We start from the raw sequence: 19,881 nt of genomic DNA, 5'->3' as shown, positions 1-19,881 counted from the left end.
ACTATAGCCGGAGGAAATGACATGAAAAGTTCGTTAACATTAGAGCATCAGATTTGTTTTCAGCTCTATACCGCCTCGAAAGAATTGACGCGCCTGTATCGGCCGATTCTCGCGCCACTCAAGCTGACGTATAGCCAGTACTTGGTCATGCTCGTCTTGTGGGAAGAAGACAATATCGACATGAAACAACTCGGCGACCGACTGACGCTCGACTCGGGCACGCTGTCGCCGCTCGTGAAACGTTTGATTCAGCTCGATTACGTGGAGAAAGTCCGGGCGACCGACGACGAGCGTCGCGTCCTCTTATCCCTCACGCCGTCCGGCAGCGCACTGCGTGAGCAGGCCGAAGACGTACCGGTCAAAGTGAGTGGTATGCTGAATATAGATGAAGCGACGTACGTCGCTTATATGGAGATGCTCATCGATATCAAGACACGACTGCGTGACTTCGGTGAGCGACAGGAGTAGTTTTTTCGAAAGGAGACGCGATGTTTCGTAAACTAGTGATTCTATTGCTCGCGATCGGCATGTATGCGGCCTGGAAGTATGAAGTGCCGAACGTGTCGGCGCCGACGAGCGTTCAAGTGAAGTCGACGGAAGTGGCGGAAGAACAACAGGAACGTGCGACCGACGCGCCGCGCTTCACGAGCCAATATGCCGGGCATGACTGGTACTTGCTCGAGAAGGGCGGGGACCGGAGCCTCGAGTTGATCGATGACGACGGTTCGAAGAAAGGCCATTACCAGTTCGAGACGGGGAGCGTCTATGAAGGACTCGTCGTGGGTGAGACGACACGGCAACAAGTCGAGCAAATCGGTTTCGATGAGGTCAAGTCGTATAATAAGGGACTCAAACGCTATTTGATCCCGGACGACCCGTCATTCAACGTCTATGCGATTGATGATGACTATGTGACGCTGTTCTTCGATCAGCACGATGAGGACAAGCTAAAGGCCGTGCTCACTGTCGACCGGGACGTCGAGGAGTCGAGTGACGGCTATTACGGCGACGTGTCGGAAGACAATCTCGTCGCGAACGAACAATTGATGCGGATGCTCATGAACTGGGACCGTCAGAAGTTCGGATTGTCGGCGCTCGCTGACTACGAACCGCTGCTCCCGGTCGTGCGCGCCCATAGTGAGAACATGGCCCGCAACAACTTCTTCAGCCATACCGATCCCGAGGGCCGCGACCCGTTCGAGCGGATGAATGAGGCCGGCATCGCCTACTCCCTCGCCGGAGAGAACTTGGCGATGGGGCAGATGAGCGTCTTCCACGCCCACTGGGGACTCATGAATTCGCTCGGCCACCGGGAGAACATTTTGAAAGATGGCTTCACGCACGTGTCGGTCGGCCTCGTCTATAATGAAGAATCAAGTCCGTTCTACACGATCAACTTCATCACCCCACGCTAAAAAAAGGATGGCCCGCCGGATTTCGGTGGACCATCCTTTTCCTTATAACAGGCGTTTGACCGCCGTCTCGATTTCGTCCGGTGTCGTTTGCGGCGAGAACCGTTCGATGACGTTGCCGTTCCGGTCGACGAGGAACTTCGTGAAGTTCCACTTGATCGTCTTCGAGCCGAGCAGGCCCGGTGCTTCTTTTGATAAGTATTGGAAGAGCGGGTGGGCGTCTTTCCCGTTCACGTCGACTTTGGCGAACATCGGGAACGTCACGCCGTAGTTCAATTGACAGAACTCGCTGATTTCCTCGTTCGAGCCCGGGTCTTGATTGCCGAACTGGTTGCATGGGAAGCCGAGGATATGGAACCCTTGCCCTTGGTAACGTTCATATAATTTCTCGAGCCCGTCGAGCTGTGGTGTGAAGCCGCACTTGCTCGCCGTGTTGACGATCAACAGGACGTCCCCCTCGTATTTCGATAGCGGTTGGAGCTTGCCGCTCATGTCGGCTGCTTCATATTGATAGATCATGTTGATTCCCCCTTTTTGTTTTCATTATACCAATCGGGATTTCAAGACACGACTTTGAACCGGTTGTTCGCAATCAAATTGTCATGAAATGATGAAGTCGTTGTTACAATGAAACATGATGGACGGCGTATAATGAGACTCGTTGTAGAAAGGAACGGTGTTATGTACATACTGAAAAATGAATTTATATGGATCAGTTTGATCCTGATTGGCTTATTCTTCTCGAGCGCGACCCCATACTCGGACCAGAGCATCGTCTCACCGCTCGAACGCATCGATTGGACGTGGGCCGAACCGGTACTCTCGACCGTCGACTTCGAGTACGCCGGAGGACCAGTATCGCTCGAGGCGAAAGGGAGCGTCGGCTTGATTGAGTTCTTGATTCGGAAAGCGGCGCACTTCACCGTCTTCTTCGCTCTCGGGGCACTTCTCGTCAAAGCCGTGTCGCGGACAAGACTCCATGCCGGTCTGACGATCTTGTTTGCCTGGACGCTCGCGAATACGGTCGCCATCTTTGATGAGTTCCATCAAAGCCTGACGCCTGAGCGGACGCCGCTCATTCAGGATATCCTGCTCGACAGTTTCGGGGCAGCCTGTGGCGTCCTTCTCGTTGGCGGTTATTATTTGTGGAAACACGGCCGAACGAACCGGTCGCGATCGGGGTATGTCTCCCCAAGGTGGTAAAAAAATCATATAGGTAGTTATTTGAAAAGCGCTTTCAAGAAGTGCTTTTCTTTTTTATTTATAACGTTTTTGTGACATGGGGAAATGAGAAATCCCTTTATACCCCCATTTTTAAACGTATAAAACCTAAAACAGGTCAATGTAATGCGAATGAAATATAAGTGTAAAATAACTTTAGGTTTAGATTGCTATAATGAGTCTCAGAGCGATACAGGAATTCGCGTTTTAACTTATAAATTATTCGATCTATTTTATATAGAAATTCACAGAACTCAGCGGAGGGAAGCACATTGGTTAACTTGAAGAAACTTGCAGCAACCGTCACTTTAGGAGCTCTTCTCATTAGCGGCACGACACCTGGCTATGCAGCGTCACTTACAGACAAACAGAAAAAGGTGCAGCAGCAACAACAAAAGAATAGCAGTGAACAGAGCAAAGCGAACGCCTCGATCCAAAAACGTGAACAGGCAATCAGCAAAGAGCAGCAAGAAATCAACAAGTTAGATGCTGAACTCCAAGACGTCATCAACGACGTCGCGCAAAAGAAAGCTGAGATTCGTGCGACACAACAAAAAATCGCAGCCCTTCAAAAACAAATCAAACAATATGAAGCGAAGATGAAGGCGCAAGAAGAGCTCATGAAAGAGCGCATGGCCACAATGCAAAAAAATGGCGGCGGCTCGATCGACTGGGCAGAGTTCATCTTCGGTTCGAAAGACTTCGGTGACTTGCTCACACGCATGATCACAGCTGGTACGATCCAAGAGAACGACAAGCAGATCTTCGAAGAGTACCAAGCGACAAAAGAGAAATTGGCGAAAGCGCAAGCTGAATTGAAAGCCGAGCGCGACGCTCTCGTGAAACAAAAAGAAGAACTCGAACAACGTCAAAAGACGCTCAACAAGAAAATGAAAGAGCGCGCAGCGAAGATCAAGAAACTCAACGCTGAAAAAGTGAAGTTCGAATCGAAATTGGTGAGTCTCCAAGAAATGGAGTCAACACTCAAGTCACAAGAAAAAGCCATCAAAGCTGAAATGGAAGCACAACGTCGTGCGGCCGAAGAAGCCAAACGTGCGGCAGCGGCAGCAGCGGCAGCGAAGAAACAACAGAGCTCGAACTCTGCTGCGAGCGCAGTCAGCACGCCGACAGCATCGGCAGCAGCTTCAGTACCAGCAAGCGGCGGCATGTTCCAACGTCCGGCAAGCGGTCGTCTCTCACAAGGTTGGGGCGCAGCAAGCGGCGCGAACGGCTACACGTTCCACAACGGTCTTGATATCGCGGCGGCAGTCGGCACACCGATTAACGCAGCACAAACAGGTACGGTCACACGTGCTGGATGGGGCGGCGCCTACGGGAACCACGTCATCATCACACACGTCTTGAACGGTCAAGTATGGACGACTGTATACGCGCACATGAGCTCGGTATCGGTATCAGCCGGCCAACGCGTGACACAAGGTCAACACATCGGCGGCATGGGTAGCACTGGGAACTCGACTGGCTCACACTTGCACTTCGAGATTCACCGTGGCGGTTACTCGTACTCATCTTCGAGCGCGGGCAACACAGTCAACCCAGCTTCATTCTTCTAATAAGCCTATACAAAAAGTGATCGACGAACGCGTCGATCACTTTTTTGTTGCCTTGTACGTGATAAAGGTCAAAAGGGCGGCGCCAATCACGCTCAGCCAGAGCGTGTCCCAGTTCGGGTCGTCGAGCATGCTCCTCCCGCCGAGGAAGACCATATAGCCGAGCACCGCGAGCGTGGCGAGCGTCAAGACGGTCATCCGGATCCGGCGTGGGATGCGGAGCCACCAACCGAATAGTCTGTTCATCAAAAATCGCCTCCACCTACAGTATAGGGGAGGCGACACGAATCAGCTAGGCAATCGAATCCACGCTGAAGTGAAGATTTTTTGATAGCCGACTTCTTTGTAAATCTTGTTCGATGTCGGGTTGCTCAAATCTGTATAGAGCGTACAATATTGTTTCGACGTCAAGAGCTCTCGGCTCAGCTCGGCGACGAGCGAACGGGCATAGCCGCGCTTGCGCAGCGCTTTCGGTGTGTAGACGAACGAGACGGTGACGCCGTTAGCGGTCTCACGCGATTTCTTCGCGCAGGAAACGACCTTGCCGTCGACTTCCCAGACGTACACTTCTTGATTCTCGAGCATCGTCGCAATCTTTCGTGTTGCGTCTGCCTTCGACGAGACCGGCAAACGGGTCTCCTTTTCAAACGCGCTGTACGCCTTTACGAGGAACGTCTCATCGTCCTCGGTCGCCCGTCGCATCGACCCTTCCGACAGCGGGATGTCGTTGACGTGATCAAGACGATACAGACCTTGCTCCATGAAGACTTTCGGCTCTCGTGCCGTCAGGATGTACCAGAGCGTGTAGAAATTCATCGCAAGATCAGCTTGCGAGACGACCTCGGTGAATGGGATATCACCATTTAATAGTTCAGGCACGAGCAGACGAAGGACGTCATCCTCTCGCTCAGGCTTCACGAGCACATAGTTGAGCGGATGGGGCGGCGTCACTTGCAGGATCGCGAGCACATCACCGTCATCTTCGACGGTCAGTTGAAAATACGACTCGTATCGGCCTTGCTTGATGGCATCGAGCACGCCAATCATCAAGCTGTTCTCGGCCTCATGTTCGAGCAGGTGGGGCATGACACGTTCTTCAAATCCGGATAGGTCGTTCCAACGAATCAGTTCCATGTAAACACCCTTTCTTCGTATGTATGAAAAACGGGCAAACCGCGTGGCCTGCCCGTTTTCCTCATTCTATCAAATTTTGGAGCGTATTATGCGATTTCTTCGCGCGCTTTCGCGTCGTCGAGGAGTTTCGTGTTGCGTTTGAAGTAGTGAACGATCTTGGCGATGGCCCCGTCTCCCGTGACGTTCGTCGCCGTGCCGAAGCTATCTTGTGCCAAATAGAGGGCGATGACGAGACTTTGCATCGTCGCATCGAACCCGAGGATCGAACCGAACAAACCGAGTGAGGCCATAACGGCTCCACCTGGTACGCCTGGTGCCGCGATCATCGTGACGCCGAGGGCGAGGATGAACGGAAGCACGATCGCGTAAGACATCGGCATGCCGTTCAAGTACATGAGGGCGACACCGACCGATGTGAGCGTGATTGTCGACCCTGACAAGTGGATTGTCGCACAGAGCGGGACGACGAAGTTGGCAACACCCTCGTCCGTGTTGTTCGCTTTCGCTTGGCGAAGCGTGACCGGGATTGTCGCCGCTGATGACTGTGTCCCGATGGCCGTGAAGTAAGCCGGCATCATCGTCTTCAAGAGGCGAAGCGGGTTCTCTTTGTTGAGACCCCCTGCGATCGAGTATTGAATCAAGAGCATCGTCAAGTGTAGGACGATGATTGTGACGAAGACGAGCGAGAACACCGAGAGAATCTCAGCGACTTGTCCGGCATACGTCATGTTCATGAAAATTCCGGCGATGTGAATCGGTAATAGTGGAATAATGACTTTGCTGATGAGTAGTTCAATGATATCGCGGAAATCCATGGCTAGGTCGAGCGAGCGCTTGCTTTCGATGGCGGCAATCCCGATGCCGATGACGAATGCGAGAATGAGCGCCGTCATAACGCCGAATACCGGTGGGATCTCGAATTCCATGAAGCCTTTTAAGAGCGCTTCCTCCGGGCTTTCAGCTGACGCGTTGTTACGTGTCAAAATTTGTGGGAACAGGTTGCTCGTCGCGAAGTAGGCGAGCGTCCCGGCGACGATTGTCGATACGTATGCGATCAGTGCCGTCAAACCGACCAATTTCCCAGCGCCTTTTCCAAGTTCCCCGATTCCTGGAATGATGAAGGCGAGAATGATGAGTGGGATGGCGAAGCCTAGGAACTGTCCAAAGACCGTGTTGAACGTGACGAACGTCCGGACAATCCAGTTCTGGCTTTCTGGTACGATGCTACCGAGTAGAATCCCGAATGCGATAGCGATGATGATGCGACCTAGAAGGCCAATGCGTAATTTCAAATAAATCATCCTCTCTTAATGTTTGAATTGTTGCTATTTTCGCACATTTCATGCGGTGTTGCCACCCTATCTTTCATTTTTTAACGAAGATTGACGTTTGACAACTTTGAAATAGGGTATCACAAAATGTTGGAGTGGAAAAGGGAGGGACCTTCTTCTTTTCCTAATATACAAACGATGTTATGATTAATTTTGAATAGACGTAAAGGAGGGGTGACGCGTGCAGGTACAACGAACAACAATTCATATCGCGGGTCAAGACTATACGATCGTCAGCGAAGAGCCGGCCGATCATGTGAGGGAAGTGGGCTTTCTGGTCGATAGCAAAATCCGTGAGATTCGTGAACAGTCCCCTCATCTAGACGCTCGTCAGGCAGCGGTGCTCGCCGCTATCCAAATCGCGAGCGATCACGTCAAAACTAAACGAAATACGGGAGAATAAATCACTTTATGGTTACTCTACTTATACTGTTTTTCTTGTTCATCGGAATCGTTAACGGGTTCCGTCGCGGGGCGATCTTGCAGCTCGGCCATTGGGTCGCGCTCATCATCAGTTTCCTCGTCGCCAATGCATACTACCGTGATCTCGCCGAAGCGTTCAAGCTTTGGATTCCGTATCCGTCGCAACTCGATGGAACGCTTCCGAAAGGTGTCATCGATTTAAACGCGCTCACGGGGCTCGAGATGACATTTTATAACGTCTTTTGGTTCGTCGTCTTGTTCGTCATCACGAAACTTGTCTTGCATCTTATACTATCGATGCTCGACTTCTTGACGGACTTGCCGATCTTGCGCCAATTGAAAGGCATCATCGGTGCCGTCCTCGGTTTCTTCGAGGCGTATGTGATCACGTTCTTCATTTTATGGGTCATCGCCTTCGTGCCGATGGCAAGCGTCCAAAGTGCGGTCGATAACTCGTCGCTCGCGACGTACATCATTCAAGACACGCCATACCTCTCAGAATGGTTCTCGAATAAGATGTTGTAACACGACAGGCCGGAATGCAAGCTAGTGCTTGTGTCTCGGCCTTTTCTGTATGGAAAAGGGGGAATTTCAATGAATAAAGTTGAAGCGATGATGCTGTTAGAAAAGATCGCGCAATATATGGAGATTAAAGGGGAGAACCCGTTCAAGATCAACGCCTTCCGGAAAGCCGCGACGGCGCTCGAGAACACGGAGCTCGAACTCGAAGACATCGAGGATTTGACGACGATCTCCGGTATCGGCAAAGGGACGGCTGCCGTCCTGCAAGAGTGGCGGGACACGGGGCGGAGCGAAGTGCTCGAGTCACTCCAAGAAGAGATCCCATACGGTCTCATGAAACTGCTCAAAATCCAAGGACTCGGCGGCAAGAAGCTCGCCAAGCTCCGTGAAGTCGGCGTCGTCGACCTCGAGACACTCATTACCGTGTTAGAGGACGGCACGGCCGCGAGCCTGCCGGGATTCGGGGCGAAGAGCGTCGAGAAGTTGCTCACGGCCGCAAGGAACCTCGAGTCACGTCCGGAACGTTTGGCGTACGCCATGATGCGTCCGGTCGTCGAAGAGATTGAGACGGTGCTCGAAGCCGAGCCGCTCGTCTTGCGCCATTCGGTCGGAGGCAGTTTCCGCCGTGCCGAGGAGACGTGTAAAGACCTCGACTTCATCATCGCGACTGAGGAACCTGTCGCCCTCCGCGACAAGCTGCTCGCCCTCCCGTTCATCAACGAGGTCATCGCGGCCGGCGAGACGAAAGTGTCGCTCGTCCTTGAGCGCGAGGAGATGGTGTCGGTCGACTTCCGCATGGTCGAACCGGGCGCCTTCGCTGCGACGCTCCATCACTTCACCGGCTCGAAAGACCACAACGTCCGCATGCGCCAGCTCGCCAAGGCGAAGGGTGAGTCGATCTCCGAGTATGGCGTCGAGACGGCGGACGGCCTCTGGCAACCGGAGACGGAAGCCGAGCTGTTCGAACGCTACGGTCTGCCGTTCATCCCGCCGGAGCTCCGGGCAGGGAACCTTGAGTTCGAGCATGACATCTCGAAGCTCGTGACGCTTGACGACATCAAGGCCGACGCCCATATGCACACGGTCTGGTCGGACGGGAAGCTGACGGTCGACGAGCTCGTCGCGGCGATGAAAGCGCGCGGCTATGAGTGGATCGCCATCACCGACCACGGCAAATACATGTCGTTCGTCAACGGCTTGACCGAGGAACGGCTCGAGGCGCAAGGGGAAGAGATTCTCGCTGCCGCGAAGAAACACGACATGCACGTCCTGCGCGGTGTCGAGATGGACATCCGTCCGGACGGGACGCTCGATTATGAGCCTGAGTTCTTGGCGACGCTCGACTACGTCGTCGCCTCGATTCACTCGAAGATGGACCAATCCGTCGACGAGATCATGGCCCGGCTCGAGAACGCCTGCCGCTCGCCGTACGTCAACGTCATCGCCCATCCGACCGGTCGCCTCATCGGGCGCCGTGACGGATATCCGATTGACGAGGAGCGCTTGATTGCCCTCGCCAAAGAGACGGGGACGGCGCTCGAGTTGAATGCGAACCCGAACCGGCTCGATTTGACGGCCTCGACGCTGAAGAAAGCGAAGGCGGCCGGCGTCAAACTGATGATCAACACCGACACACACCACCCTGATATGATGGAAGATATGGCACTCGGCGTCCTGCACGCCCGGAAAGCCTATCTCGAACCGTCAGACATCATCAACTGCCTCTCGTTCGAGGACGCCAAGGCGTTCATCGACGCGAAGCGACAGAAAGGAACATGCTAGATGGATCACGCGTTACGCGTTTTAGAATATGAAAAACTCCGCCAGCAGCTCGCCGCCCACGCCGCGAGCTCGCTCGGGAAAGAACGGGCGCTCAACATGCAGCCCGACTATACGTACGACCGGGTATTGTCGAACTTGAACGTCACCCGGGAGGCGACCGAGGTCGTCCGTCTCCGGGATCGGCTCCCGCTCGGCGGGCTGACCGACGTCCGCAGTGAAGTGAAGCGGGCCGCCATCGGCTCGGTCCTGTCGACGAGCGAACTGCTCGCCGTCGCCGCCGTCATGTACAGCGGCCGCCAAGTGAAGAACTTCTTCGAGAAGCTTCATGAGGACAATGAAGACCTCCGCATCCCGCGCCTCGACGAATACGCCGAGCGTTTGACGAAACTGATCGAGGTCGAACAGTCAATCCGTCACGCCATCGACGACCAAGGCACGGTCCAAGACTCGGCGAGCGACCGTCTCCGTGGCCTCCGGACCCAGCTCCGTAGCTTTGAAGGCAGCGTCCGCTCACGGATCGACAACATCCTCCGCAACAACGCGAAGATGCTGTCAGACGCCATCGTCACGATCCGGAACGACCGTTACGTCGTCCCGGTCAAGATGGAGTACCGCCAAGCGTTCGGCGGGATTGTCCACGATCAATCGGCATCGGGCCAGACGCTCTTCATCGAGCCGCAGGCAATCGTGTCGATCAACAACGAGATTCAAGAAGTCCGCTTGAAAGAGCGCGCCGAGATCGACCGCATCTTGAGCGAACTGTCGAACCTCGTCGGCGGTGTCGCCGATTCGGTCGTAATCAATCTCGACGTGCTCGCCACGCTCGACTTCGTGTTCGCGAAAGTCGCCTACGGCCATCAGCTCAAAGCGACGGAGCCGAAATTGAACGACGAACGCGAAATCAAATTGAAACAGGCGCGTCACCCGTTCATCCCGCAAGATGAGGTCGTGCCGATCACGGTCGAGCTCGGTGAGGCGTTCACGTCGCTCGTCATCACCGGACCGAACACCGGTGGTAAGACGGTGACGCTCAAGACGCTCGGATTGCTCCAACTGATGGTGCAGTCAGGTCTGTATGTACCGGCTGAGTTCGGGACGGAGCTGTCCGTCTTTGACGCGATTTACGCCGATATCGGGGATGAGCAGTCGATCGAGCAGAGCTTGTCGACGTTCAGCTCGCACATGACGAACATCGTCAGCATGCTCGACAAGATCGACTTCATGTCACTCGTCCTATTCGATGAGCTCGGTGCCGGGACCGACCCGCAAGAAGGGGCGGCCCTTGCCATCGCCATCCTCGACGAAGTGAAACGACGCGGCGCCCGCGTGGCGGCGACGACGCACTACTCGGAACTGAAGGCGTATGCCTACAACCGCGAAGGCGTCATGAACGCCTCGATGGAGTTTGATATCGAATCACTCAGCCCGACGTACCGCCTGTTGATTGGCGTACCGGGTCGTTCGAACGCGTTCGAGATCAGTAGACGTCTCGGCTTATCGGAACAAGTCATCGACAAGGCACGGAGCCATGTCGGCACCGACGCCGAATCGGTCGAATCGATGATCAATGAGCTCGAGGCGGCCAAGCAACGTGCCGAACAGCTCGAGAAAGAACTCATCGTCAAACGTCACGACCTTGAAGAAGAGCAGGCGGCGTTCGAGGCGAAGCTGACCGATTTCGAGCGCGAGCGCGACACGATGTACGGCGAAGCCGAGGCCCGTGCCGAGAAGGCCGTCGAACAGGCGAAGCGCCAGGCGAACGAAGTCATCGACCGTTTGAAGAAGCTACGCGCAGAAGGGATCGTCAAAGAGCACGAGATCATCGCCGCGAAGAAACAGCTTGAATCGGCGAAACCGACGCTCCAAGAGAAAAAGATCCAAAAAGTGAAACAAAAAGCGCAACAGAAACGTACGTTCAGTAAAGGCGAAGAAGTGAAAGTGACGACGTTCAACCAAAAGGGCTATATCGTGAAGCAATTGAACGACAACGAGTACAACGTCCAAGTCGGGATCATGAAAGTGAACGTCAAAGCGGACGACCTTCAGAAGATCGGCCCATCGAAAGAGCAGTCGCTCCAGTCGAAAGGCAGCTCGCTCAAGCGTCAGAGCTCGACGAAGTCGGAGCTCGACTTGCGCGGCGTCCGGGTCGAAGAAGGGCTTTCCCGCCTCGACAAATATATCGACGAGGCGCTCGTGTCCGGGTATGACAACGTCCGTATCATCCATGGTCTCGGGACCGGTGCGATGCGACAGGCGACACAAGAGTACCTAAAAGGACATCGTCACGTGAAGAGTCAGCGCCCCGGTGGGATGGGTGAAGGCGGACTCGGAGTCACGGTCGTCGAACTGAAGTGAGGGGAACAGACGGATGGGGAATGTGAACGTGAACGTATTGCTTGAGTCGCTCGGCCTGTATTCAATCGCCGGACTCATGATTGTCGTCGGTCTCGCCGTCTTCGAGGTGACGACACCGTACAGCAATTGGCGCGAGATTCAAAAAGGAAACATCGCCGTTGCACTTGCGACCGGCGGGAAAATCGTCGGTCTCGCCAACATCTTCCGTGTCGTCGAGAGCCATCACGACCAGACGATGGATGTGTTGGTCGGGGGAAGCTTCGGCTTCTTCCTTCTCTTGACGACGTATTGGTTATTCGAATTTTTGACGCCGTCGCTCAAAGTGAACGAGGAGATCGGGAAAGGGAACATTGCCGTCGGCCTGATGGCGTTCCTGCTCTCGATTGGGGTCTCGCTCGTCGTCGGCGCGGCGTTGGTGAGGTGAAAACATGGTATATGAGAGACTAGCGAAGATTCTCTTCATCGGGGCCGGCCTGTTTTTAGTGGCAGCGGCACTGTGGTTTATCTTTTATTAAGGGAAGGCGACGTTTTCGAACGTCGCTTTTTTTGAAAGGGGGAGACAAGTGTGGCAATCGATTTGAACTTTTTGATGACTACGGAAGACTATGTGCTCGAGACGGAGTCGTTCCAGATGAAGGGTGTCACCAATTATCCACTCGAATGGACATTTTTCGGGGCAAGCGACCCGACGATGTTGCTGACGTGGGACGCGGAACGCGACCGAATCAGTATCCGTTTTGAGCAATATGCGGTGTTTCTTGGGACGATCGAGGACCATAGTATGCATGAAGAAGGGCTACGCCATGCCTACCCAATCGTGAAACTGAAGACGTCCCGATTCACACGATTCGCCGCAGAGAACATGGGGACAGAACGTGTCAACACGTACCGAGGCGAACTATCCCACTATGTGATTCGGACGTTTGAACAAGAGTTTCACGTCTTGGCGTACGAAGACCCGACCGTGCTCGACTTGGGGAAAGCCGGGGATACAGGGGTTGTGGTCGAAACTATAGATGAACTTTCTTAAAAAATCGAACAAGTGCGAAGGAGAATCGATGATGAAGAAGTTACTCTTATCCGTCTCTCTGTTCGCAGGAACAACGATGGGTTTATCCGCTTGCGGAAGCACGGGAACGGTTGAAACGATTGACGACAGACCGGTCATCCATTTCGATGCCGCTTCCATCATCTCGTCAGCGCGCGACCATCATATCAAGATGCTCACGTTATCGAGCATTCCGAGAGATGACGTCAACGTTCCCGGAGCGGTAGAAGAATTGCAGGGCATGCAAGCAGACAACGACACGTATTTAGCCGAACTGGAGGGCTTGCAGCATGAAGTTTCTGCTTCCGATGAGTATAAAGACCTCGTTGTCGAATATTTAGAGGCGGAAAACGCGTATATCGATCAAACCATCGAGAACGTGTACGCGGGGAGCATAAGTCTCCCTAACCGATTTTCGATGGATACGCTCTACTCGCGAACAAACGCAAACGTGTCAGACTTTCGATATGAGCCAAAATGAATGGCTAAATAATATGAAAACGTGTATGCAGAAGATGTGATACACGTTTTCAGCCTCTATATCAACGTATTCAAAAAGCCTCAATCTAACAGATTACATCGCACAGCCCTAAACTCAGCTATGTGACGTAATTCGTAGTGAGGTTTTTTGATTTTTAGTTGGTGACAGAAATCAACCCTTAAGAAGGCAATCAATCTAAACTGAAATGTTTCTCTAGACGAGCGTGAACTACTCACCACTTGCTTGCTCGCAACCTGAAGTGGGAGCTTCTTGGGAAGACCGTGCTTCGACCAGCCACGGTTATTTGCCAAGCTCGTCGGGCAGTCCCTGCCCTGAGGTGTTCCGGTCGGCGAGACGCAGCAGGTTGAGGCTCGCGTTGACGTCGCGGTCGTGGTGTGCGCCGCATGCGCTGCATGTCCACTCGCGGATATGCAGGTCCTTCTTGCCGCCGTTCTCGCCGCAGCTCGAACAGACCTGGGTCGAGGCGAACCACGGGTCGGCTTTGATCAGTGTCCGTCCATAGAACCTGCATTTATATTCGAGTTGCCGGACGAACTCGCCCCACCCGGCGTCCCCGATCGACTTTGCCAGGCGGCGGTCCTGCATCATCTCCCTCGTTCGGAGCGTCTCGACCACGACGACTTGGTTCTCGTCGACGATGCGTCGCGACAGCTTGTGGAGGAAGTCGTGCCGGCGGTTCCTGACCTGCTCGTGCTTCTTCGCGAGGATGAGCCTGGCCTTTTCGCGGTTCCTGCTGCCCGGTTTCTTGCGGGCGAGGGCGCGCTGCGCTCGTTTCAGCCGCGCCTCGGCCTTTCTCAGGTTGCGCGGGTTCGCAATCTTCTCCGTGAAAAGTGTGTCGTCCGTCATGGTGGCGAAGTGTTCCAACCCGAGGTCGATCCCGATCGTGTGCTCGGCCGGGACCCATGGCTCGTCGTCCTGCTCGATGAGGAGCGACACGAAGAACTTGCCCGTCTTCGTCATCGATACGGTCGCCGAGCGGATTTCCCCGTCGAAGCCGCGATGCTGTGTGAACCGGATGAACCCGACCTTCGGGAGCCGTACGCGGTCCTCCTCGATGCGGATCGTGCCGCGTTGGTTGTTCGTCGTGTAGGAGGCGCGCGATTTTCGTCTCGACTTGAACACCGGGAAGCCGGCGGTCCCGGCAAAGAACTTCGCGAACGCCGTGTCGAGGTGCAGCTTCGCGTTCGCGAGCGCGAGGCTGTCCGCCTCACACAGGAACGGGAACAGCGGCTTGTAGGATGCCGGTGTCGGCGGCTTGCGTCTCGCCCCGCCGCCCGCCTTCGCCTCCTCGTGGATGGCGATGTGGTCCTCGAGCAGCTTGTTGTAGATGAAGCGGGCGCAGCCGATCGTCCGGATCAGGAACTCGGCCTGTGCCGCCGTCGGGTGGAGCCGGTATTTGTAGCCCTTCAGCATGTCCGTCCCTCCTTTGCCCGGTGCCAGGATGAAGCTCGTCCCATTCCGATACCCGCGGAGGGGGCGAGGAAATCTGACGGAATCGCGAACTTTTGTTCGTTATATTTTTCACAGGGACATTCAAAGGGTTCGCAAGCCGGCGATTTATCTCCCACCTACGCTGGGATGTGCCCCGAGACACTTAGAGGTGGGAGAATTCTCGCCTAAATCAGTTAAAGGAAACAGTATGTAGCTGAGTAGGATTTTAGTGATGATGAGGGCTATAAAAAGGGACGAGGTGTGGACCATGTTGAACGGGGCAAAGTTTTTCGAACAGTTAGTGATTAATGTCGTGAAATTGCCAGGGGTGAAAGTAGATCGAACAGAGTTTTTAGCAAAAAGTTTTAGTAAGCACGTGACCGCGAGACAATTAGCAGACATCCTTGAAAAAGGACCGGTTCAATCAAACGTTTCAAAAAAATTGATTCGACGAGTCGAAAAGAAGACCATCTTGAATCGAACGATGAAAAGTTCATCGGCTTCGTTTGCAGCGGGGTTACCTGGTGGGGTGGTCATAGCGGCCACTGTTCCAGAGGACACGGCTCAATTCTTTGGTGTAGCGCTTCGAGTGGCTCAAGAAATTGGTTATATCTATGGATATGAAGATTTTTGGAGTGAGAATGGCCTAGATGTCAATCGAGTGAGCGGAGAATTGATTTTGTTTCTCGGTGTCATGTTTGGTGTCGGCGGAGCGACGGCCACCATTAAAGTGTTGTCTTCGCAATTATCCAAACAAGCATTAAAGAAAATTCCGAATCGAGCAATGATGCAGACCATTTATTATCCGATTCTTAAGAAGATGGGAAGCTACATCGGATTGAAGATGACGAGAAAATCTTTCGCGCAAGGGATTTCGAAAGTGATTCCTATCGCTGGAGGTGTGATTTCAGGTTGGATCACGTATTCATCCATGCATCAAATGGGGAATAGACTACTGACAGCACTTGAAGAAAGCATGGATCTCTCTGATGAGGAACTTGTAGCGAGTATCAAAGCGATGAAACAAGAAATTCCGAACATGACTGAGAAAGATTTCGGGATTTTGCAAGCGAGCGTGTAAACAAGGAGATGAAAATAAGTTTGGCAGACGGTGACGAGCGGTAGAAGGACATCATGAGTGTAACGGAGGAGACGACATGAAATCGTATGAAATTGAATTCCATATGATCAATGATGAGGTGTTGACGCAAGTGGTGGAAGCGGAGAGTCGCTATGCGGCGCTCGAATCGATTTATCAGTCGTTCCGTCATGCGACGGACGGGTTCGTTCAGTTCGAGGATGAGTGGATCATCTTTCTCGACCATGTCGTGTATGTGAAGGCGTTTGAGATTGTGGAATGAGCTAAGGAGGATAATGCCTATAAACTTTTGTATAAAACAGATTTTAAATTCGTAAAGAAAAATGATCGTAGAAGAAAAAGTCAGATCTGATTTTTTCTTCTAACGATCAATCGAGTATGGGTAAAAAATTATCTAATGTTTAGTACTTCGATATCTGCATACATTTTTAAGTTCTCTAAAAATAGTGTCTTTAGCTCATCTTTTTCAAGCATTGGAGACAATACGATTGGATAGCACTTGTTAAACTCAAAAATAACCCTACGTCCAACACGTTCATCACGTCCAAGGTCATCACGATTTTTAATTTTAGACTTTAGTATTTTTGACAAATCTAACTCATCTATAATATCCATGACATTCAATAAAAACTGTCCGTTTCGGAAAATCTCATATTTTATGATGTAGTTGTATAGGTCCAAATTTTCGACAATTAGTTGATAGTAGTGTAATCGCTTATTTGAATCAGTTGTATGGTCTGAAACATACTGAGCAGCTAAAATACTTTTGTAAATATAGTTCTCCCAATCGAATTTTTTCAAAACAATGTTGTTAAAGTTTTTTTCGCTTTCCTCCACTTGAGGATAAGTTTTTAAGATGAATTCTCGTTTTTTTGTTAAAAGTAATGAATGCCAAAATCTTTCATCTAGATGAATATCTCGATCGGTTTCCAAGTAATGCTCACTCAAAATTTTAAATGCTTCAAAAAATGAATCAATTCTTTCGGCTTCATTTTTTTGTGCCATGTATATTGGGAAATCTGGGGCGTTAATTATTGTTACGACTTCGTTTGAAAAATATTCATCTTTAGAGTTAATTTGATCTTCTAAAAAATCTTTATACAAATTCTCATTGGTTTTATAACCACGTTCTAACAATCTAATTTCCATGGTTTGCAAGTCCTTTCATAGCGGAAACATACTTATCTATAATACGATCAGATATTTTATGGATAACTTCGTCTATGGTATCTAATGTCAACTCCGTCACCATTTTTTTGGTCATCAATTGATGTAATTTAAAATCGAGAGGACTACTTGGAATATCACATGTTTCTAGATCGACAGTTTCTTGATCATCACTATTATTGATAATGAATTGGTGCAAAGCTCTAGATAACCCAGTATAAATGTACGGATTATTTAATGTATTACTTTGAGGAAAACTAATAAATTGGTATTCAGGATCCCTGTAATGTATAACAATTGTTTCTGTCCCGAGTTCTATTTTGATATCAGAAGTAAGTGCCGGGTTAACCTTCTTTTCAAATAGCTCGAATGGCTTAACAGTACTACCTTCAAAAAATACAACATTCGAATAAGCTAATAAAGCATGTTTTGAAACTTGAAGGTCGTTTCTAAAATTTAAATAAAAATCATTTAAATCTTCATTATCAGCGTAGCTAATTTCTTCTTTTGATTGAATTTGAAGTTGGATTGAAGTTCTTTTGCTTAAAGATAAGCGTGACTTTGGAATATCTACGTAAGATTCCGAATAGTCTACACGAAAATATTTGTTATCACGGGATTGTATAATGAATATAAGCTGTGCACGTTGCTCAATCAGTAGTTTCTTTAAAAAAGGAGAGTCAAGTTCGTAAGTGTAGTTTAAACGATAAAAAGTTGAGTTCTCTTCTAGAGCTACATCTAAAATAAAGTTACTTTCGGCATAACTCTTTGAGTCGTTTGTAAGTACAGGATAAGGAAAATTAGCGTTTTTTTTATAAATCATTTGGCACCTCTACATAATATACGAACTTTAGAGCACGGTTATAGTTAGGGGAAAGAGTAAGTTCGAGTCGGGCCTTCCCTTCAATAACTTCAACATCTTTAATACTATTATTTTCAATATTATAATTTTGAGAAGTTATTGGATTTCTAATTGTTAGGTAGCTATCTTTTAGTTGAAATTCATTAGAATGTTCTACACCCATTCCATCAATTACAGCCAAACTTATACTACACGGATAATCCCCAATAGTTTCCTTGCTTTTTGAAAAGTCAAAACTTAAATATTCGCGATCTTGTACGATAATTCGTTCTACCATTTCTGGATTTGCACTATATTTCTTAGTTTGGTCTTCACCGTCGTGTTTACCCTCTAGGTTCTTAATAAGTTTTAGAGGCTTTCGATTCTTTGTAGCTTCTCGAGAAGTAGATTGCTTTGAATTTTTTTGTTTGTCACGTTTTTCCTTTTTCTTTACGTTTGTTTTAGTTTTAACTACTGGTTTGCTGTTAATTAAAACTGTTCCCATAGATGACATAAGATCTTGCTTGAATTGAGATTCAACTAAATAAATAATATTTTTTGTATCCATAGTTCCATCTACCGGATTGTTATCTTTCATAGCTTTTTCGATAACTTTACTGATTTCTCGTGACAAATTATTAATAAAACGTTTTGCTTGTCGCTGTAAAACAGGGTCTTTGATATGATCCGAAGAAAGTTCTGTATGTGATTCATTTTCTAATGACTTCAAGTAGGAATCTTCATCCGATCCACCGATTAACACAGCGTTAAATGGCTTGTTAACGTTCCCTTTGACCTTGAGATCTTCGATTTTCATTCCTACTGTTCGTACTATAGCAACTCTTCCTTTTGCAATTCTTTCATCATAAGTAAAGTAGAGACGAAATTTAAAGTCGTGGCGTCCATCTGAAATATTAAGTTCTTGAGGAACTTTCTCTAAGTAAGTGTTTACGTATAATGGGGTAAAATTTTTCTTTATGTCCTCAATTTTTTGTACATAGTATGATGGATTCGTCACTAAGTCATGGATAGTATCTGGATTAATTTTGATACCGTTGACTTCGACTTCTAATTTACCTTCAATAATAGAAATGAAAAAACTATCACATACACTCGTAACAATATCTTGAGTCTCTGCATAACCCTTTCTTAAATAAGGAATTATAATCTTCAAACCTCTAGTGTTTTTTGAAAAAACTTCATGAAAATTATTTTCAAACGGCATAAATTTTGATGAATACTCATCTTTTTTTAATTCGGCGAAATATCCACTTGCTCGATAATAACGATCATTATATGAATGCTCAATTAACTGAATTGTTCCACCGAGATGTTGCTCTCCTTCTTCATCGCAGTTAGCAAAGTACATTAAGTGAATATCTGAAGCTGCGTTAGATGCAATTTTACCAACTCCATGAGATCCTCCTCTTGCAGTTTCTATTGCCGTATCTGTTTCTTCAAAATGAACACCTTTGTTATATGCATAGATCCCCCACGTATGATCTTTTGAATTACTTTGACCATATTTTGCACCTGTCAGCCCTTTAGTGTTTTGATCTTCAAAAGATATATAGGAAACGGACTCTTGATCAACTTTGTTTAACATATGTTGAATAGTTTCTTTAGTATAAGTATTGCGACCTTCGAGAGAATAGATACGATCTATTAATTCTTTGACACCTGGGATAAGTCTAGTCTCTATATCACCTGTTTGAATTTTTACAATAACTGGGCCATCATATTCTTTAAGTTTTCCATCTAAAGAATTTTGAATGTTTTCTCGAACTAAACCAGTCACTTTCATGTCGTAAAAACGTTCTAGAATTTTATTGAAATTTGATTCTTCAATATTGGGTATTTGAGAAAATTGCCAATAACTTTGTTGGTTTTGTGTCATTTTTGAATTCCACCTCAGAATAATTTAAACTATGTTTTTCCTCATTGTTCCAATTATACAATATGAGTTATTATTGATCTATAATTTGAAATTCTAAAAAATGTTTAAGGCTAGACATTTAGGACATTTAGAAAGTAGGTATAAA

21 protein-coding genes are annotated in these 19,881 nt (G+C 49.5%); 13 read left to right on the top strand and 8 right to left on the bottom strand.

Features of this window, described 5'->3' with window-relative positions:
* The first annotated feature begins 21 nt into the window (after positions 1-21).
* On the top strand, positions 22-468 hold the full coding sequence (locus KNP75_RS10255) for a MarR family winged helix-turn-helix transcriptional regulator (RefSeq protein ID WP_214752457.1): 447 nt from the start codon (positions 22-24) through the stop codon (positions 466-468).
* A 20-nt stretch (positions 469-488) separates the two neighbouring features.
* Positions 489-1,415, top strand: a complete 927-nt coding sequence (locus tag KNP75_RS10250; protein WP_215190327.1) for a CAP domain-containing protein — start codon at positions 489-491, stop codon at positions 1,413-1,415.
* A 42-nt stretch (positions 1,416-1,457) separates the two neighbouring features.
* On the opposite strand, the gene KNP75_RS10245 is transcribed toward KNP75_RS10250, so the two are convergent.
* Positions 1,458-1,931: a glutathione peroxidase gene (locus tag KNP75_RS10245; RefSeq protein WP_029595900.1), complete on the bottom strand. Its 474-nt coding sequence runs from the start codon at positions 1,929-1,931 to the stop codon at positions 1,458-1,460.
* 162 nt (positions 1,932-2,093) lie between these two features.
* Between KNP75_RS10245 and KNP75_RS10240 the strand changes: the two genes are divergently transcribed.
* Positions 2,094-2,615 carry a VanZ family protein gene (locus KNP75_RS10240; protein ID WP_214752461.1) on the top strand — a complete coding sequence of 174 codons (522 nt, stop codon included), beginning with the start codon at positions 2,094-2,096 and terminating at the stop codon, positions 2,613-2,615.
* Positions 2,616-2,905: 290 nt separating this feature from the next.
* The gene (locus KNP75_RS10235) at positions 2,906-4,207 is read left to right on the top strand and encodes a murein hydrolase activator EnvC family protein (RefSeq protein WP_034776701.1); all 1,302 of its coding nucleotides are present in this window, start codon (positions 2,906-2,908) and stop codon (positions 4,205-4,207) included.
* A gap of 36 nt (positions 4,208-4,243) precedes the next feature.
* Here KNP75_RS10235 and KNP75_RS10230 read toward each other — a convergent pair whose 3' ends face one another.
* The 3 genes from KNP75_RS10230 to KNP75_RS10220 form a co-directional block, all read right to left on the bottom strand.
* The gene (locus KNP75_RS10230) at positions 4,244-4,450 is read right to left on the bottom strand and encodes a hypothetical protein (protein WP_138859809.1); all 207 of its coding nucleotides are present in this window, start codon (positions 4,448-4,450) and stop codon (positions 4,244-4,246) included.
* Between the two features lie 42 nt (positions 4,451-4,492).
* The gene (locus tag KNP75_RS10225) at positions 4,493-5,338 is read right to left on the bottom strand and encodes a GNAT family N-acetyltransferase (protein ID WP_215190326.1); all 846 of its coding nucleotides are present in this window, start codon (positions 5,336-5,338) and stop codon (positions 4,493-4,495) included.
* An 86-nt stretch (positions 5,339-5,424) separates the two neighbouring features.
* Entirely contained in the window at positions 5,425-6,639 is a 1,215-nt protein-coding gene (locus KNP75_RS10220) for a dicarboxylate/amino acid:cation symporter (protein ID WP_214797141.1), read from the bottom strand.
* Between the two features lie 211 nt (positions 6,640-6,850).
* Between KNP75_RS10220 and zapA the strand changes: the two genes are divergently transcribed.
* The 7 genes from zapA to KNP75_RS10185 all read left to right on the top strand — a co-directional run bounded on the left by zapA (position 6,851) and on the right by KNP75_RS10185 (position 13,280).
* Positions 6,851-7,072, top strand: a complete 222-nt coding sequence (gene zapA, locus KNP75_RS15705) for a cell division protein ZapA (protein ID WP_021066785.1) — start codon at positions 6,851-6,853, stop codon at positions 7,070-7,072.
* Between the two features lie 8 nt (positions 7,073-7,080).
* Positions 7,081-7,617 (top strand): CvpA family protein, encoded by a 537-nt coding sequence (locus KNP75_RS10210; RefSeq protein ID WP_034776712.1) that lies wholly within the window; start codon positions 7,081-7,083, stop codon positions 7,615-7,617.
* Positions 7,618-7,680: 63 nt separating this feature from the next.
* A complete protein-coding gene (gene polX, locus KNP75_RS10205; RefSeq protein WP_215190419.1) occupies positions 7,681-9,396 on the top strand; it encodes a DNA polymerase/3'-5' exonuclease PolX in 1,716 nt (571 codons plus the stop codon).
* Entirely contained in the window at positions 9,397-11,751 is a 2,355-nt protein-coding gene (locus tag KNP75_RS10200) for an endonuclease MutS2 (protein WP_034776714.1), read from the top strand.
* A gap of 13 nt (positions 11,752-11,764) precedes the next feature.
* Entirely contained in the window at positions 11,765-12,175 is a 411-nt protein-coding gene (locus KNP75_RS10195) for a DUF350 domain-containing protein (RefSeq protein WP_034776716.1), read from the top strand.
* A gap of 141 nt (positions 12,176-12,316) precedes the next feature.
* Positions 12,317-12,781: a hypothetical protein gene (locus KNP75_RS10190; RefSeq protein WP_215190325.1), complete on the top strand. Its 465-nt coding sequence runs from the start codon at positions 12,317-12,319 to the stop codon at positions 12,779-12,781.
* 31 nt (positions 12,782-12,812) lie between these two features.
* Entirely contained in the window at positions 12,813-13,280 is a 468-nt protein-coding gene (locus KNP75_RS10185; protein ID WP_215190324.1) for a hypothetical protein, read from the top strand.
* A 300-nt stretch (positions 13,281-13,580) separates the two neighbouring features.
* Here KNP75_RS10185 and KNP75_RS10180 read toward each other — a convergent pair whose 3' ends face one another.
* Positions 13,581-14,714, bottom strand: a complete 1,134-nt coding sequence (locus KNP75_RS10180) for an RNA-guided endonuclease TnpB family protein (protein WP_215190323.1) — start codon at positions 14,712-14,714, stop codon at positions 13,581-13,583.
* Between the two features lie 286 nt (positions 14,715-15,000).
* Here KNP75_RS10180 and KNP75_RS10175 point away from each other — a divergent pair, with 286 nt between their 5' ends.
* Both KNP75_RS10175 and KNP75_RS10170 read left to right on the top strand, forming a co-directional pair.
* On the top strand, positions 15,001-15,813 hold the full coding sequence (locus KNP75_RS10175; protein WP_215190322.1) for a bacteriochlorophyll 4-vinyl reductase: 813 nt from the start codon (positions 15,001-15,003) through the stop codon (positions 15,811-15,813).
* Between the two features lie 76 nt (positions 15,814-15,889).
* Positions 15,890-16,093: a hypothetical protein gene (locus KNP75_RS10170; protein WP_034776722.1), complete on the top strand. Its 204-nt coding sequence runs from the start codon at positions 15,890-15,892 to the stop codon at positions 16,091-16,093.
* A 128-nt stretch (positions 16,094-16,221) separates the two neighbouring features.
* On the opposite strand, the gene KNP75_RS10165 is transcribed toward KNP75_RS10170, so the two are convergent.
* Genes KNP75_RS10165 through KNP75_RS10155 form a run of 3 tightly spaced genes read right to left on the bottom strand, consistent with a single transcriptional unit; the run spans position 16,222 to position 19,736 of the window.
* Positions 16,222-16,980, bottom strand: a complete 759-nt coding sequence (locus KNP75_RS10165; RefSeq protein ID WP_215190321.1) for a DUF6339 family protein — start codon at positions 16,978-16,980, stop codon at positions 16,222-16,224.
* On the bottom strand, positions 16,970-17,821 hold the full coding sequence (locus tag KNP75_RS10160; protein WP_215190320.1) for a hypothetical protein: 852 nt from the start codon (positions 17,819-17,821) through the stop codon (positions 16,970-16,972). The genes KNP75_RS10165 and KNP75_RS10160 overlap by 11 nt, the downstream gene beginning before the upstream one ends.
* The gene (locus tag KNP75_RS10155; protein WP_215190319.1) at positions 17,811-19,736 is read right to left on the bottom strand and encodes a hypothetical protein; all 1,926 of its coding nucleotides are present in this window, start codon (positions 19,734-19,736) and stop codon (positions 17,811-17,813) included. Before KNP75_RS10155 ends, KNP75_RS10160 begins: the two co-directional genes overlap by 11 nt.
* Positions 19,737-19,881 lie beyond the last annotated feature (145 nt).

The organism is Exiguobacterium sp. s6 (genome assembly GCF_018618155.1).
Classification (GTDB): Bacteria; Bacillota; Bacilli; order Exiguobacteriales; family Exiguobacteriaceae; genus Exiguobacterium; species Exiguobacterium mexicanum_A.
Note: the sequence above shows the minus strand (reverse complement) of the source record. Positions and strands in the feature narration are given on the sequence as shown.

What these genes read in the sequence shown, in the direction of transcription:
- KNP75_RS10255 (WP_214752457.1), top strand. Translation starts at nt 22, where the DNA reads ATGAAAAGTTCGTTAACATTAGAGCATCAGATTTGTTTTCAGCTCTAT.
- KNP75_RS10250 (WP_215190327.1), top strand. Translation starts at nt 489, where the DNA reads ATGTTTCGTAAACTAGTGATTCTATTGCTCGCGATCGGCATGTATGCG.
- KNP75_RS10245 (WP_029595900.1), bottom strand. Translation starts at nt 1,931, where the DNA reads ATGATCTATCAATATGAAGCAGCCGACATGAGCGGCAAGCTCCAACCG.
- KNP75_RS10240 (WP_214752461.1), top strand. Translation starts at nt 2,094, where the DNA reads ATGTACATACTGAAAAATGAATTTATATGGATCAGTTTGATCCTGATT.
- KNP75_RS10230 (WP_138859809.1), bottom strand. Translation starts at nt 4,450, where the DNA reads ATGAACAGACTATTCGGTTGGTGGCTCCGCATCCCACGCCGGATCCGG.
- KNP75_RS10225 (WP_215190326.1), bottom strand. Translation starts at nt 5,338, where the DNA reads ATGGAACTGATTCGTTGGAACGACCTATCCGGATTTGAAGAACGTGTC.
- KNP75_RS10220 (WP_214797141.1), bottom strand. Translation starts at nt 6,639, where the DNA reads ATGATTTATTTGAAATTACGCATTGGCCTTCTAGGTCGCATCATCATC.
- KNP75_RS10210 (WP_034776712.1), top strand. Translation starts at nt 7,081, where the DNA reads ATGGTTACTCTACTTATACTGTTTTTCTTGTTCATCGGAATCGTTAAC.
- KNP75_RS10200 (WP_034776714.1), top strand. Translation starts at nt 9,397, where the DNA reads ATGGATCACGCGTTACGCGTTTTAGAATATGAAAAACTCCGCCAGCAG.
- KNP75_RS10195 (WP_034776716.1), top strand. Translation starts at nt 11,765, where the DNA reads ATGGGGAATGTGAACGTGAACGTATTGCTTGAGTCGCTCGGCCTGTAT.
- KNP75_RS10185 (WP_215190324.1), top strand. Translation starts at nt 12,813, where the DNA reads ATGAAGAAGTTACTCTTATCCGTCTCTCTGTTCGCAGGAACAACGATG.
- KNP75_RS10180 (WP_215190323.1), bottom strand. Translation starts at nt 14,714, where the DNA reads ATGCTGAAGGGCTACAAATACCGGCTCCACCCGACGGCGGCACAGGCC.
- KNP75_RS10175 (WP_215190322.1), top strand. Translation starts at nt 15,001, where the DNA reads ATGTTGAACGGGGCAAAGTTTTTCGAACAGTTAGTGATTAATGTCGTG.
- KNP75_RS10170 (WP_034776722.1), top strand. Translation starts at nt 15,890, where the DNA reads ATGAAATCGTATGAAATTGAATTCCATATGATCAATGATGAGGTGTTG.
- KNP75_RS10165 (WP_215190321.1), bottom strand. Translation starts at nt 16,980, where the DNA reads ATGGAAATTAGATTGTTAGAACGTGGTTATAAAACCAATGAGAATTTG.
- KNP75_RS10160 (WP_215190320.1), bottom strand. Translation starts at nt 17,821, where the DNA reads ATGATTTATAAAAAAAACGCTAATTTTCCTTATCCTGTACTTACAAAC.
- KNP75_RS10155 (WP_215190319.1), bottom strand. Translation starts at nt 19,736, where the DNA reads ATGACACAAAACCAACAAAGTTATTGGCAATTTTCTCAAATACCCAAT.